The organism is Halomonas borealis (genome assembly GCF_004798905.1).
GTDB lineage: Bacteria > Pseudomonadota > Gammaproteobacteria > Pseudomonadales > Halomonadaceae > Halomonas > Halomonas borealis.
In genome coordinates, this window is the sequence record NZ_SDMO01000017.1 from 35,493 (window position 1) to 49,322 (window position 13,830).

A 13,830-nucleotide genomic window follows, 5' to 3' on the forward strand; every position below is an offset into this window, starting at 1 on the left:
TTCCTGTCGATATGGGCACGTGTAAGGATACTGTTTTTTTTCTTGAGTGAACGGCTTGTAGGCTCAAAGGCATTCCATGCGAGAATGCATGGATGCGATAATGTTGTTACTCAGATCGGCTAGTAACGCATTAAAGTGGCCCTCCAATCAACAGGAGAGCTGCAGATCATGAGGATAGCAGTAGTCCATGCAGGCATGGCTGGTGCCTTGTGGGGCGGTGTCATTGTCTTGCCATCGCTATTCCCAGAGGTCCATCCCGTGGTAATCAGTTGCGCACGCTTCCTACTCTATGGCGTGTTTGCCGCGTTAGTGGCATTGCCACATATCAGACGCCTTTCGTCTCGGTTGACGCCGAGTGACATGCGGCTGCTGCTCGAACTGGCACTGACCGGCAATGTCGCATTTTTCATCCTGCTTACCGCTGCGGTGCAGTATGCAGGTGTTGCGATTGCCGCATTGATCAACGGGTTGGTACCTGTGGCAGTGATGTTGACCGGCCGTCGCTATCTTCAAGCCAGCCGAGGTTCCATCTGTGTGTCGTTGACGGTGATTGGTGTAGGTATCGTCAGCATGAACGTGCCGGTCATTGCCCGCTTTCTTGAGGGGGGAGGCGAGTGGAGGGATGTGATCGGCATGCTGTGCGCGTCGCTGGGCGTGATGTCCTGGGCATGGTTTGCGCTACGCAATGCTACCCAACTCAAGATGGGCCGTTATTCCGCGCGGGAGTGGTCGACGCTGCAAGGGATCGCGACGGGTATCGTGGCACTAGGGATTCTTTTTCTGGTGGCAGTACTGCAGCCACAGATCCTGCCGCTGGAACTTTCCGCAGATCGCTGGTTGGCCTTTGGTGGTGCAGCGTTGTTCATGTCGGTGGGTGGCTCCTGGGTTGCCAACGCGTTATGGAATTCTTCCGCTCAGCGTCTTCCGGTATCGGTGGGCGGGCAGATGATCGTCTTCGAAACCTGTTGTGCGCTGCTGTATGGCTATCTGCTGGATTGGCGATGGCCTGTGGTGCATGAAGCCGTGGGAATGATGTTGATTCTCGGGGGTGTCATGTGGACGATTCGGTCGGAAGATCGCCTGTCTCGAATGCGGCAACACGACAGTCAAGGACGTGTACAGGGAGGCGAGAACTGAAGAGTGCTGTCAGACAGAAATTATGGTGTGTTAGCGCGCCACATGAAGGAGCGTTGACTATCACGTCCTGTAGATATTGGTGATGAGGTCATGTGTAGTGGCCAAAAATACTTGACCACTACAGACCACCTCAAGTGGTCTGTTTTCCCTGACGACAGGTCAGATGCTAACCCGCCGGTGGCCACGAGGCAGCTCCGGCGGGATTTATGTAGCGTTTCCCTAGCTATTAAACGAAGAAATCTCTATTAACGCGGTGCGTCTGCAGCGTCGAAGTAAGTCTGTCGGTCTTCCTGGTAGCTGCGCATGTGATCAAGAACTCGACGATAGGAGTCATCACCTTCGGCACTGTTGGCCTCGGCGCGACTCTCCAGATAGGGCATTGTGGCCTCCTCCAGAGGTTTGAGTAGTTCATCCGGCCACTCATTCACTTCAGCGCCGTTGCGCTTCAGGATCTCGATCGCCTTGCCCTGAGCTTCCAGTCCACTGGAAAGGGTTTCCAGAATTGACGCCTGCCCGCTGGTACGAATAGCGACGCGCTGCGCTTCACTCAGGCTGTCCCACACCTGACGATTCACCAGAAGCTCAATGTAGGAGAACGACTGATGCCAGGCATTGAGGTAGAAATACGGCGCCTTCTCGATGATGGGCGAGAGATCCACAGTATCGTTGGACTCACTCTCAAGGCCCAGCGCACGCTTCATCATCAAAACGCCGGTATAGGGAAGGTTCAGCTCGTAGGCATCAACCTGATCGAGCTGGCGCAGCTGTTGCGGAAGACGACCCGGCTGGAAGCCACCAAATGTGAGCGCGTTGATATCATGCTTGACAGGATTGCCCTCTGACGGACAGGCCGCTGTTGGGTCCGCGCAGAGCGTTTCAGCGCCAATGTTCGTCGTCTCTACGCCTGCCGTTTGACAGGCCTGCTGCCAAATGGCGGAGGCAGGCGCCGGCCAGCGCGCCAGCCACGGCTGCTGACACATTTCGGTCATGCTGGTGGGTAGCGGCTCGGGGAAAAATCCCGCCTCTTGTCCCGGAGTGAGAGCGATGGGAACGACGACAAGATTGTTATCGAAGGCCTCGTTGTAGATATCCTGCTCCAGTTCCAGGCCACCACCGCTGATCAGCCAGGAGGCAAACTCCGATGGATGAAGGCCAAAAGGCAAGCCAGCAACGAGGAGCTGACCGGATTCGAGGCCGCTGGAAATAGGCACGCTTATCGCGGCGGCCAGACCGTCGGCATTAGGCCCCGCCGCAACCGCCTCGTACAGGTTGGAAAAATTCTCGGGAATCGAGACGAGACTGGGTTGAACGGTCCCGCGATCTGATTCAGGAGTTTTACCGCTCACGTGATAGATGAGCTCCAGATCCAGCGCACCAAGCAGCTCGTTGGCGTTGTCGATGAAGACATTGGCCGGCCCGCCAATGGGATGAGCGCCGCCTCTTGGCGCGTCCTCCATGGCCAGCGGCGGAAACTGCACTTGTATGGGCAACTGATCTGCATTGGCAGTATGCGACAGAAGCACCGGCAGAATGAAAGAGGCAGAAAAAAACACGGATTTCGATAAATGCATGGCTGTTAAGTCCCGACAGGAGAGGGTGTCGATGAAAGAGCAAGTGGCTGCGGGCATGGCCTCTTGTTCTTCACCGATGGTACAGAAGGCCTTTGCCCATGGAGCCGTTATCGTAACCCGGGATCATGAGCTGAAAATTAAATTCTTGGATTCAGGTGTCGAGCCACTAGGGAGCCACCGAACAATTTGGCTTTGGGCAACTGAAGCGCCTGGGTTCATAGAATAAGCGCAGCAAATTTCGAGCCTCAGCGGTCGATGTCTGACCACCCCAAGTGGTCTGTTTTCCCTGACAGCCGGGTTAGCCGGCGGCCAGGCCAGAGTCAAGATGCACTGGCCCCGTCAACTCGGCCTTCGCATCGCTTAGCCAGCACCAGGTTGGCCGGACTGAACAGCTGCGCCTGGTTCTTGGCCAGTCTCTTGTCGCGAACCTTCCGGTAGCCGAAGAGGTTCTTGATGGCATGAAACGGATGCTCGACCTTGGCACGGATGCGGGCCTTGGTCTTCTCGAATCTCAGCAGCAGCGTCTTCATCGGGCTGTCGTCCATCTTCTTGATAGCGCCTCGCTTGGCGGCGACACAGCACCGGGAATCCGGGGCATCCTTTCCTTCGTCCAAGTGCTTCCACATGCCGGTGTCACCCGCGTCACCGTATCCCCGCTTGTCACCATCCAGGACCAGATGGCTCGTCATGGTGACATCGGCGACGTTGGCCGGGGTGGCGGCGACACTGTGGGTCAGTCCGGTCACGGCATCGACGCCGATATGGGTCTTCAGTCCGAAGAACCACTGATTGCCTTTCTTGGTCTGCTGCATCTCCGGGTCGCGCTGCTTGGCCTGGTTCTCGGTGGGAGGGGCGGTCGCCACGATGGTGCCCTCGCGCATGAACAGGCCCTGCTCGGCGAGGCTGGTGTTGATCTCCTCGAATATCCGCTGGGTCAGGGCATGCTTTTCCAGCAGATGACGAAAGCGTAGCAGCGAGGCGGCGTTCGGCACGCTCTCGATGGCCAAATCGATACCGATGAAGTCGTGCATGGCCTGGCTGTCATAGGTGGCATCCTCCAGCGCCTCGTCGGCAAGTGCATACCACTGCTGGAGGAAGTCGATCCGCAACATGCGCTCCAGGCCGGTGAGGGCGGCCCCGCTTGCCCGCCGCATTGGGGAACTAGGGTGGCGACAGCGCATCGATCGGTCGTTGCCATCAGACCACGGCATCCATCTGGGCCAGGAACCGCTCGCGGTGGGTGACTTTTTTCTTGTTCTGGTGCTCAGCCTGGGCGAACGAGATCTGCTTCATCGGGTGGCTCTGTCAGCGGGCGGTGGACAGGTCAGGTGCTACCCCGCCGGTGGCCACGAGGCAGCTTCGGCGGGATTGATGCAGCGTTTCCCCTAAGGCCGTCGGGAAGGCGCCGATCATCCATCCCGGAAATGTCGTCGAGGCGCGGTGAATGGTGTATTGCCTTCAAGGGGGAGCGTCAAACATGGCAAGGTGAGCGGCGGCTGATGCGATCGGCGCCGCCCTCGCTTCGAGAGGCCGAAGCAAGGGAACCCGTGCCTCGGTGTGGAGTCCCATGACATTCGATACGACAGGGTCCGGCCGCTGCCGACCCGCGCTAATACTGTGATCCTGATGAAGGAGAGACGATGCACACCTTCCTGTCCCGCGCCCTGATTCCCCTGTTGGGCGCCGGTATGTTGTCCGGCACCGCGATGGCCGATGAGCCCGATGTCTACGGCTGGGTGGAGAAGTCCTTGATCGACCCTGGCTGGGGAGTCGAGGTGAAGGCCAAGCTCGATAGTGGGGCGCTGACTTCCTCCATGCAGGCCGAGGACATCGAGGAGTTCCAGCGTGAAGGCGAAGACTGGGTGCGTTTCGACGTCGAAGTCGAGGACGAGGAGAGCGGCGAGATGGTGAGCCGTGAGTTCGAGCGTCCGCTGTTCCGCGACCTGACGGTCGTCGGCGCCGGCGGTCGCGACCATCGCCCGGTCGTGCTGATGACGATCTGCATGGGCGATGAGCGCTATGAGGAACAGTTCAGCCTCGAGGATCGCAGTGACATGAACTATCCGCTACTGCTGGGGCGTCGCACGATCCAGAGCCTGGGGCTTCTCGATGTGACCGAAACCTTCCGTAATGCACCGAGCTGCGATGACGACTCGCCGCTGCATCGCCACGCCGACAAGGAGTATGGCGACAAGACCGGCGCTTGATGACGCCTCGCCCGGGGCATGCCCGGATGAAGGCGTTGCCGCAGGAGGATGCCATGCGCGAGAGGCCGACCGTCACGGTCTACTACGATGCCGTCTGCCCGATCTGTCGACGCGACCGTCGTCGTTATGAGCGCCTGTCGCGCGGGGCGGCGTCGGTGGAATGGGTCGATGTCACCGCTCACGCCGAACGCCTGCGGGCGCGAGGCATCGAGCCAAGAGAGGCGCTGCGTTCGCTCCATGTGGAGGATCAGCGAGGATGGCTCTGGCAGGGCCTCGATGCCTATATCCTGTTGATGCGACGCGTCACGCTGCTCAGGCCGCTGGCCTGGCTGATCGGTCTGGCGTGGATCAAACCGCTGCTCGGCGTCGGGTATCACCGCTGGGTGCAGCGGCGCCTGCGCCGCGAGGGTCGGGAGTAGCCCGGCGTAGCCATGGCAAGGTTGGTGCCCGACGCCTGTACGGCCTAGGCTTCCGGCAGGCATTCGCGACGCGAAGGAGGCGATGGCATGGAGCATTTCATGAAGGCGGCGCTGACGGCGGCGCGTGCGAGCCTTGCCGAGGGAGGCGTGCCCATCGGAGCGGCGTTGGTGCACCGCGGGGTGGTGCTCGGCACTGGCCATAACCAGCGTGTGCAGCTCGGCAGTACCGTGCTGCACGCCGAGATGGATGCCCTTGAGAACGCCGGACGTCAGTCGGCCGACATCTACCGTGATGCGACCCTCTACACCACGCTTGCGCCCTGTGCGATGTGCACCGGGGCCATCCTGTTGTATGGCATTCCCCGGGTGGTCATCGGCGAGAATCGTGCCTTCCAGGGCGAAGTGGCATGGCTGCGAGAGCGGGGCGTCGAGGTCGAGGTGCTGCAGGACGCGGAGTGTATCGCCCTGATGGAGCGCTTCATCACCGAGCAACCGGCGTTATGGCACGAGGATATCGGCGTTTGATCGCGACGCCGGGCTGGCGTTGCCCGGCATGATGTCGGCGATGGTGCTCACCCGGGCGGCAAGCAGCCCGGTAGGGCCTCGCGCAGCGAGCGGGGCGCAAGCCCCAGGTCGGCGAAGGTACCCACGCCATCGCCGACCACCGTATCACGCTGCATGAGGATCACCTGATCGCGCGTCAGCGGTGGGTTCGGTAGTAGCGACAGCCCCTCGGCCAGCGATCGCCATACCCGGAACGACACCGGCCATAGCGGGCGCTCCCGTCGCTGACAGCTCATCACCAGCTCGACGATTCCCCGGTAGTGCAGCACGTCGTCGCCGCCCAGCTCGAACAGGCGCCGCTCGGGGGGTTGTGTGCCGGTCAGGCGGGCGAGGGCACGCGCCACGTCGCTCACGTGCGCCGGTTGCAGGCGAACATCGCCGCGGCCGAACAGCGGAACGACCGGTAGCCGCGTGAGACGCGCCAGGCTGGCAAGGAAGGCGTCTTCGGGGCCGAACAGCACGCCGGGCCGCACGATGATCGCCTTGGGCATGGCCTCGAGCACGGCGGCTTCGCCCCGGGCGCGGGAGCGGACATAGGCCGAGGGCGATCGGCCGTCGGCACCGATGCCCGAGAGCTGCACCAGACGCGTCACGCCGGCCTGGCGGGTCAGCCGTGCCAGGCGTCCGGCGCCTTGCACATGAATCGTCTCGAAGCGCGCCCCGCGGGACTCCGTGTAGAGGCTCACCGCATTCACCACCGCCCCGGCTCCTTCCAGTGCCGCGGCCACCTCGTCATCGTGGCGGATATCGGCCGCCATCGTCTCCAATGGGTCATCGGGCTCGGCCCACGCCGGCCGCACCGGGCGACGGGCGACCAGGCGCACCGGTCGGCCGGCTTCCACCAGCTCGCGCACCAGGCAAGCACCGAGAAAGCCGGTGCCGCCGAAGACTACCGTCGGTCGGTCCGTCATGTCGCTCCTTGCAAGGAGTCGCGGAAACTCATCGGGGCATTGTGCCTGACGCGCCGCCGGTCGCAAGCGGTGTCGGTCCGTCGTCCGGGCCCGACTGACGATGCGGTGACGCGACCCCGGGGACATGGTGGGCGAAAGCCGAGACTAAAGTCTAAAGGCGTGGCATCGGATTTTATCCGAACCTATGTCCGACATAAAAAGCATAGAGTCCGACAGGGCTCTCGTGACTCGGAATCCCGGCCATGCCCCGTTCCCCCGACAACACCCGCCGTGCGCCGCGGCCCGATATCGCCGATGTCCTCGCCGAGGCCATCTTCAGTGGCCAATACGGCCCGGGCGATTTCGTGCCCCGCGAGCTGGACCTGTGCGAGCGCTTCGGCGTCAGCCGCAGCACCGTGCGCAGTGCCCTGCAGACGCTGGTTGCCGCGGGGCTGCTGACGCGGATCTCGGGGCAGGGTACCCGGGTGAGGGCGCTGCAGGAGTGGCACCTGCTCGATCCGCAGGTGAGCACCTGGATGGCACGCTTCGCCCAGCCCAATCCGCGTATCCAACGCGAAATCTTCGCCTTCCGGGTCGCCGTGGAACCGTTCGTCGCCCGGTTGGCGGCGGAGCACGCCACCGCGGCCGACCTGCTGGCCATCGAGTCCGCCTACGAGGGCATGATCCAGGCACTGGAGCACGATGACCTGCATTGGCAAGGCATCTCCCACGATGACTACGATGTGGCCTTTCATGAGGCCATCTTCGCGGCATCGCATAACCTCGTCTGGGCCCAGATCAGCCATGTGCTGAAGCCTGCCATCGCGCTGCTCGTGGAGCGCTCTAACCATAGTGCCGACGAGCTCCATGACAGCATGGAACGTCATCGCCGGATGATGGAGGCGATTCGCCTGCGTCAGCCGGAGGAGGCCGCCGCGGCGGCTCTCAAGGTGCTGGAGCGCACCGGCCGGGATCTGGGCCTCGAGGCCCAGCTGCCGGCCCTTTCCACCCTCGAAGTTCCGACAACAAACAGCGATAAGGAAGCCTCATGAACACACGCATGCCCCTCAAGACCCTGACCGTCGCCGTGCTCGGCGCCTTGGCCGTCAATGCCCAGGCCGCCGAATATGAGTGGACCTTCCAGACCTCCGAGACCGCCGGTGAACCCCAGTTCGAGATGAAGAAGGCCTGGGCGGATAACGTCGAGACGATGTCCGAAGGCCGCATCTCCATCGAGATCCTGCCGGTTAATGCCGTGGTTCAGGCCAACCAGACCCTGCAGGCGGTGAAGTCCGGCATCCTCCAGGGCCATCTGACCGATCCCAGCTACTTCACCGGCCAGAACCCGGCCTTCGGCATGATCGGCAACCTGGTGGGCGCCTGGAGCGACCCCTATGACTTCCTCGACTACATGAACAACGCCGGCGGCGAGGAGCTCTACAACGAGCTGGTCGAACCCTATGGCCTGCACCTGATCGGTGCCGCGGCGACCGGCCTGGAGTCGCTGCCGTCCACCCAGCCGGTGCGTTCCGTCGAGGACATGCAGGGCCTCAAGCTGCGGGCGCCGGAAGGCATGGTCTACAACATCTTCGAGGCCGCCGGCGCCACGCCGGTCAACCTGCCGGGCTCCGAGGTCTATACCGGCCTGGAGAAGGGCGTGATCGACGCCGCGGACTACACGGTGTTCGCCACCAACCAGGCACAGGGGCTCCACGACTTCGCCGCCTATCCGCTGTACCCGGGCTTCCACTCGCTGCCCATGGTCTCCGTCTCGCTGAAGAAGGATATCTGGGACGGCCTGCCCGAGGACCTGCAGGCGATCCTCGAGACCTCCGTCGATGACCTGGCCTACGAGATGGTGGCCGAGCTCAAGACCCGCGACCTCGAGGCCGTGCGCGAAGCGCGCCAGAACCCGGACATCGAAATCATCGATCTGCCGGCCGAGGAGCGCAACAAGTTCCGCAACATCGCCAAGCAGGAATGGGCCAACTGGGCCGAGAAGAACGAGATCACCCAGGAATTCTACGACTCCGTGGTGGGTTACCTGGAAAATCACAACCTGATGTGATTCAACCTGCCGGCGCCGGGCGGCGCCGGCCATCATGATGGCGGGCCTCGGCGACGTGGCCCGCCCCTGCATTGAGGAAGTCCCATGACTCAAGCCTCCCGTCGCGCGGCGGGTGACGCGGCCTCCGCCGAGGCGAGTCCGCCCGATCCGGCCCGCAATGTCTTCGATCGTGCCGTCATGGCCGCCGGTCGCGTGGCGGCCTGGCTGGTGCTGATCGCCATGGCGATCAGCGTCTATGAGGTCATCATGCGCTATGCCTTCGGTTCGCCTACCTCCTGGGTTCACGAGAGCGTGGTGATGCTGGTGGCGGTGAGCTTCGCCCTAGGCGGCCCGGCGACGCTGGCCTGCAACCGACACATTCGGGTCAAGGTGCTCTACGACAGTGCCGGCCCGCGTCTGCGGTTGTGGCTCGATCGCTTCAACGACCTGGTGACCTTCGGTTTCTGCCTCGGCATGACCTATGCCGCCTTCGTGATGTTCTGGGGGGCTTCCCACAACCCGCTGGGCGAGTGGTCGCTGGAGCGCTCCGGTACCTCCTGGAACCCGCCGTTCCCGGCGCTGGTGAAGGGCGTGATCCTGCTGGCACTGACCATCATGTGCGTTCAGGCCTTGCTGCACCTGGTGCAATCGTTGCGTGGTAAGCCCACGCCCGTCCCCGATGACACGGAGGGTGCCGCCTGATGGATATCGGTACCGGAACCCTGTTGATGGTGGGGCTGATCTTCGCCCTGCTGATCACCGGCCTGCCACTGGCCTTCATCACCGGCCTGGTCGCCCTGGGCTTCACCTTCGGCTGGTTCGGCCTCGACGCCCTGCCGCTGGTCACCAGCCGGGTCTATGGCTTCGTCACCGAGTACTCGCTGGTGGCGGTGCCGATGTTCGTGTTGATGGCCTCGCTACTCGACCGATCGGGGATCGCCCGCGATCTATTCAATGCCATGCGTGTGTTCGCCGGCCGCCTGCCCGGTGGCGTGGCGGTACAGACCGTTGTGGTGGCCTTCTTCCTGGCCGCGTTGTCGGGGATCATCGGCGGCGAGATCGTGCTGCTGGGCATTCTGGCGTTGCCGCAGATGCTGCGCCTGGGCTACGACAAGCACCTGTCGATCGGCGTGGTCTGCGCCGGCGGTGCACTGGGCACCATGATGCCGCCGTCGATCGTGCTGATCATCTATGGGCTGATCGCCAGCGTCTCGATCGCCGACCTGTTCACCGCTGCCATCACCCCGGCGCTGATCCTGATGGCCAGCTACATCGGCTATGTGCTGATACGCTGCCTGAAGAATCCGGCCATGGGCCCGCCGATGACCGAGGCCGACCGCGAGGAAGGTTTCGCCTCCAAGGGCCAGGCGCTCAGGGCGATCATCGTGCCGGGGCTGATCGCCGGGCTGGTGCTGGGCTCGATCTATGGCGGTGTGGCCTCGGTCACCGAGGCGGCGGCCATGGGCGTGTTCGGCGTGCTGCTAGCGGTGGCTGCGCGCGGCGAGTTCTCGTTCAAGACCCTGCACCAGAGCCTGGGTCAGACGCTGACCACCTGCGGCATGATCATCTGGATCGGCATCGGCGCCGCGGCGCTGGTCGGGGTCTACAACCTGATGGGCGGCAATCGCTTCATCTCGAGCATGATCATGGGCCTCGACGTGCCACCGATCGTGATCATGCTGGTGATGATGGCGATCCTGCTGGTGTTGGGCATGTTCCTCGACTGGATCGGCGTGGCCATGCTGACGCTGCCGATCTTCGTGCCCATCGTCGAGCAGCTGGGCTACAGCCCGATCTGGTTCGGCATCCTGTTCGCGGTGAACATGCAGGTGTCGTTCCTGTCGCCGCCATTCGGCCCGGCCGCCTTCTACCTCAAGGGCGTGGCCCCTCCCGAGGTCAGCCTGAAGGACATCTTCGTCGCGGTACTGCCGTTCATCGCCCTGCAGCTGTGCGTGCTGTTCGCGCTGCTGTTCTGGCCGAACCTGGCCCTGTGGCTGGTCTAAGAATTCGGCTCATGGCGAGTCATTGATGCCGTCGATGACTCGCCATTGAGTGACGGAGGCCTGTTGAAAAAAGGCGCCATATCGCTAAGCGATATGGCGCCTTTTTATGCATGAAGATGAAGGAATAATAGGGGGAATAGATGGCGTTGCCGTGGCGCCGTTTTCCTTGATGAACCGTTGAGGTGTCGGCGGGGTTTAATCCGGTGTTTCGTGCTCCAGGGTCGACAGGAAGCTCTCGACAATCTCCTCGGGAGAGCGACGGATGTCGGCCACGAAGGCCTCGTCGTCACCGGGTGGTTCGAGCGTAGCGAGCTGGCTGTCGAGCATATGGGCGCCGGCGAAGAAGTGGCCGCCGCGGGCATCGAGGCGCTCCAACAGCACTTCACGGCTTCCCGCCAGATGGAGAATCGCCAGCTCGGGGGTGTCCTCGCGAAGCCGGTCTCGGTAGCGGCGCTTGAGTGCCGAACAACCGATGACCAGAACCTTCCCGGCATCTTCATATTGGCGATACAGGTCGGCGAGGGTCGTCAGCCAACTGGCACGGTCGTCGTCATCGAGGGGTTCGCCGCGGCTCATCTTGGCGATGTTGTCCGGGCCGTGATGGTCGTCACCATCGATGAAGGTGGCTCCGATAGAGGCGGCCAGATGGCGTCCGATATGGGACTTTCCCGATCCGGATACGCCCATGACGAGAAGGCTCTTGGCGGTCGTCTTCATGCGAGAGTCTGCTTTGTAATGGCGTCAAAAGAGGATCGGGAATTCTAGCATTTTTTGCCCAGAGAAGGAGGGCGGGGCGCTCATCGATAGCCCTTCATCAGCTCGCGGACGAGCGGCGTGTCGGCATCGCGATGGGTGGGCAGCTCGAAGCGGGCCTGGGCGATGGCGGTACGTGACAGGGTGGCGGTGATCAGTGTCTCGCCGTCCCCGGCCTCGGTCAGGGTTTCGCCACGCGGGCCGAGAATGCGCGAGCCGCCCCAGAAGTGGCCGCCGTTCTCCGGGCCATAACGGTTGGCCATGATCACCGGGGTGCCGTAGGTCATGGCGTAGAAACTCACGTTGAGGCCCCAGTTCTGCTCGTTGGAGAAGTCGTCGCTGACGATCCCCGACGCCGAGTTGATCGGCGCGCAGAGCACCGCGGGGCGAGACAGCAAGGCGGCGTGCACCAGGCCCGGGTTCCACAGGTCGGCACAGATCAGCTGGGTGGCCGACCAGCCGGGGCGGACTTCGGCCTGGGTGAGGTCGCTGCCGTGGCTGAACCACTTGCCTTCCTCGAGGCCGCCATAGGTCGGCAGGTTGAGCTTACGGTGCACGGCGACGATCTCACCGTACTGGAGGATCGCCAGGGCATTGTAATACTCGCCAGGGCTTGCTTCCTCGACGAAGCCGACCACCGCCTGCATCTCGCCGCAGGCGCGAGCCAGCCGGGCCAGTCGTGGGTCTTCGACCGGCATGGCGACGCGCATGACATCGCCGCCCAGGCCGTAGCCGGTCAGTGAAAGCTCCGGGAATACCAGTAGTTCGACGCCGCGCGCGGCGGCATCCTGGAGGATCTCGAGATGGCGCTCCAGGTTGGTGTCTACCTCGCCCAGTTCGGCGTTGAGCTGGGCGGCGGCGACGTGGAGTTCGTCCTGGTAGTGCATATCACGCTCTCGTGGCAATGAGCAGGGAAGGGGGACCACAGTGTGCCATCGATGCCGAGGCGGCGCTGCGTTTCCGTCTGTCTCGGGCGCCGACATGGCGAGTCGTGGCGTGTGGTCACGGGGCATCGGGTATCAACGACGAAGGCCGCCCGCAGGCGGCCTTCGGGGGCGTGTCACGGCACGGCCGTGCTCAGAGCATGTCGTGCTCTTCGAGGAAACGCTGGGTCACGTCCTCGATGGTCTCACGCTCCACATCGACCCGGGCGTTGAGGGTGGCCATGGTCTGGTCGTCGAGCAGCGCGGACAGGGCATTCATCTCTCCGGCCAGCTCCGGGTTGGCCTCCAGGGTTTCCTGGCGGACCACCGGCGTCAGGGCGTAGGCCGGGAAGAAGTTCTGGTCGTCCTCGAGGACATGGAAGCCGAAGGCCGGGATACGGCCGTCGGTGGCGAACACCAGGCCGATGTCGACCTGGCTGTCGCGCAGCGCCTGGTAGACCAGACCGGAGTCCATGCGCTTGACGTCGCCGCGGCCGAGCCGGAAGTCATAGGCCTGTTGCAGCGGGCGCCAGCCGTCCTCGCGGGCATAGAACTCGGCGTTGAGAGCCGCGGTCAGTTCCTCGCCATCGTTGATCGCCTGGGACAGGTCGGAGATGGTCGTGATGCCGCGTTGCTCGGCGTCGTCCTCGCGCATGGCCAGGGCGTAGGTGTTGTTGGCGTCGGAGGCATCGAGCCACACCAGCCCCTTCTCGGCGTCGAGTTCCTTGACGCGCTGGTAGGTCTCTTCCGGCGACAGCGACTCGGTGACATCGTTGTAGTTGATCAGCGACGTTCCGGTGTATTCCCAGTAGAGGTCGATCTGGCCGTTCTCCTGGGCCTGGCGAAGTACCGCCGAGCCCATGCCGGCACGTGTCTCGACATCATAACCGAGGCTATCGAGGTACTGGTTGGTCATGCTGGCCAGGACCTGCTGCTCGGTGAAGTTCTTGCCGCCGACCACGATCTCGTCGGCCTGGGCGGTGGTCATGGCGCCGGCCAGTGCCAGGCCGGATAGTGTCATCATCAAGCGTTTCATGGTGATCTCCTTAGGTCTTACCGAATACGGCCGCCGGGGCGGCCGGGTGTGCGATATGGCGGGCGGGTCAGGCGCGTGACGGATTGACCCCGCGCGGCACCAGCAAAAAGGCGCTGATCGCGATGATGGCGTCGACCACGATCGCCAGCAGGGCGGTGGGGATGGCGCCGGCGAGCATCATCACCGGATCGTAGAGGTCGATACCGGTGAAGATTAGCTCACCCAGGCCACCGGCACCGATCAAAAAGGCCAGCGGCACGGTGCCCACGTTGATGGTCAA

General features: G+C 63.1%; 13 protein-coding genes and 2 pseudogenes. 8 read left to right on the forward strand and 7 right to left on the reverse strand.

Annotated features, from left to right (window positions below; translation table 11 throughout):
• Positions 1–195: 195 nt before the first annotated feature.
• On the forward strand, positions 196–1,137 hold the full coding sequence (locus tag ETC07_RS14040) for a DMT family transporter (RefSeq protein WP_240724676.1): 942 nt from the start codon (positions 196–198) through the stop codon (positions 1,135–1,137).
• A gap of 245 nt (positions 1,138–1,382) precedes the next feature.
• Here the strand turns inward: ETC07_RS14040 and ETC07_RS14045 are convergent, their stop codons facing one another.
• Together ETC07_RS14045 and ETC07_RS14050 are read right to left on the reverse strand one after the other, a co-directional pair.
• Entirely contained in the window at positions 1,383–2,765 is a 1,383-nt protein-coding gene (locus ETC07_RS14045) for a type 2 periplasmic-binding domain-containing protein (RefSeq protein ID WP_136249150.1), read from the reverse strand.
• A gap of 263 nt (positions 2,766–3,028) precedes the next feature.
• Positions 3,029–4,001 (reverse strand): annotated as a pseudogene (locus tag ETC07_RS14050) (IS5 family transposase).
• Between the two features lie 347 nt (positions 4,002–4,348).
• Between ETC07_RS14050 and rloA3 the strand changes: the two are divergent.
• The 3 genes from rloA3 (at position 4,349) to ETC07_RS14065 (ending at position 5,859) form a co-directional block, all read left to right on the forward strand.
• Positions 4,349–4,915 carry a retropepsin-like aspartic peptidase RloA3 gene (gene rloA3 / locus ETC07_RS14055; protein WP_136249151.1) on the forward strand — a complete coding sequence of 189 codons (567 nt, stop codon included), beginning with the start codon at positions 4,349–4,351 and terminating at the stop codon, positions 4,913–4,915.
• Between the two features lie 53 nt (positions 4,916–4,968).
• On the forward strand, positions 4,969–5,334 hold the full coding sequence (locus ETC07_RS14060; protein WP_136249152.1) for a thiol-disulfide oxidoreductase DCC family protein: 366 nt from the start codon (positions 4,969–4,971) through the stop codon (positions 5,332–5,334).
• Between the two features lie 87 nt (positions 5,335–5,421).
• Positions 5,422–5,859, forward strand: a complete 438-nt coding sequence (locus tag ETC07_RS14065; protein ID WP_136249153.1) for a nucleoside deaminase — start codon at positions 5,422–5,424, stop codon at positions 5,857–5,859.
• Between the two features lie 47 nt (positions 5,860–5,906).
• On the opposite strand, the gene ETC07_RS14070 is transcribed toward ETC07_RS14065, so the two are convergent.
• Positions 5,907–6,809 (reverse strand): complex I NDUFA9 subunit family protein, encoded by a 903-nt coding sequence (locus tag ETC07_RS14070; protein ID WP_136249154.1) that lies wholly within the window; start codon positions 6,807–6,809, stop codon positions 5,907–5,909.
• 242 nt (positions 6,810–7,051) lie between these two features.
• Between ETC07_RS14070 and ETC07_RS14075 the strand changes: the two genes are divergently transcribed.
• From ETC07_RS14075 to ETC07_RS14090, 4 genes are all read left to right on the forward strand, one after another.
• Positions 7,052–7,840 carry a FadR/GntR family transcriptional regulator gene (locus tag ETC07_RS14075; protein WP_136249155.1) on the forward strand — a complete coding sequence of 263 codons (789 nt, stop codon included), beginning with the start codon at positions 7,052–7,054 and terminating at the stop codon, positions 7,838–7,840.
• On the forward strand, positions 7,837–8,856 hold the full coding sequence (locus ETC07_RS14080; protein WP_136249156.1) for a TRAP transporter substrate-binding protein: 1,020 nt from the start codon (positions 7,837–7,839) through the stop codon (positions 8,854–8,856). Before ETC07_RS14075 ends, ETC07_RS14080 begins: the two co-directional genes overlap by 4 nt.
• An 84-nt stretch (positions 8,857–8,940) precedes the next feature.
• The gene (locus ETC07_RS14085; RefSeq protein WP_136249157.1) at positions 8,941–9,537 is read left to right on the forward strand and encodes a TRAP transporter small permease subunit; all 597 of its coding nucleotides are present in this window, start codon (positions 8,941–8,943) and stop codon (positions 9,535–9,537) included.
• Positions 9,537–10,838: a TRAP transporter large permease gene (locus tag ETC07_RS14090; protein ID WP_136249158.1), complete on the forward strand. Its 1,302-nt coding sequence runs from the start codon at positions 9,537–9,539 to the stop codon at positions 10,836–10,838. Before ETC07_RS14085 ends, ETC07_RS14090 begins: the two co-directional genes overlap by 1 nt.
• 195 nt (positions 10,839–11,033) lie before the next feature.
• Here the strand turns inward: ETC07_RS14090 and ETC07_RS14095 are convergent, their stop codons facing one another.
• The 4 genes and pseudogenes from ETC07_RS14095 to ETC07_RS14110 all read right to left on the reverse strand — a co-directional run.
• Positions 11,034–11,555 (reverse strand): gluconokinase, encoded by a 522-nt coding sequence (locus ETC07_RS14095; RefSeq protein ID WP_136249159.1) that lies wholly within the window; start codon positions 11,553–11,555, stop codon positions 11,034–11,036.
• A gap of 80 nt (positions 11,556–11,635) precedes the next feature.
• A complete protein-coding gene (locus tag ETC07_RS14100) occupies positions 11,636–12,478 on the reverse strand; it encodes a nitrilase-related carbon-nitrogen hydrolase (protein ID WP_136249160.1) in 843 nt (280 codons plus the stop codon).
• 190 nt (positions 12,479–12,668) lie between these two features.
• The gene (locus ETC07_RS14105; protein WP_136249161.1) at positions 12,669–13,550 is read right to left on the reverse strand and encodes a glycine betaine ABC transporter substrate-binding protein; all 882 of its coding nucleotides are present in this window, start codon (positions 13,548–13,550) and stop codon (positions 12,669–12,671) included.
• A 67-nt stretch (positions 13,551–13,617) separates the two neighbouring features.
• Positions 13,618–13,830 (reverse strand): annotated as a pseudogene (locus ETC07_RS14110) (ABC transporter permease); the annotation flags it as partial.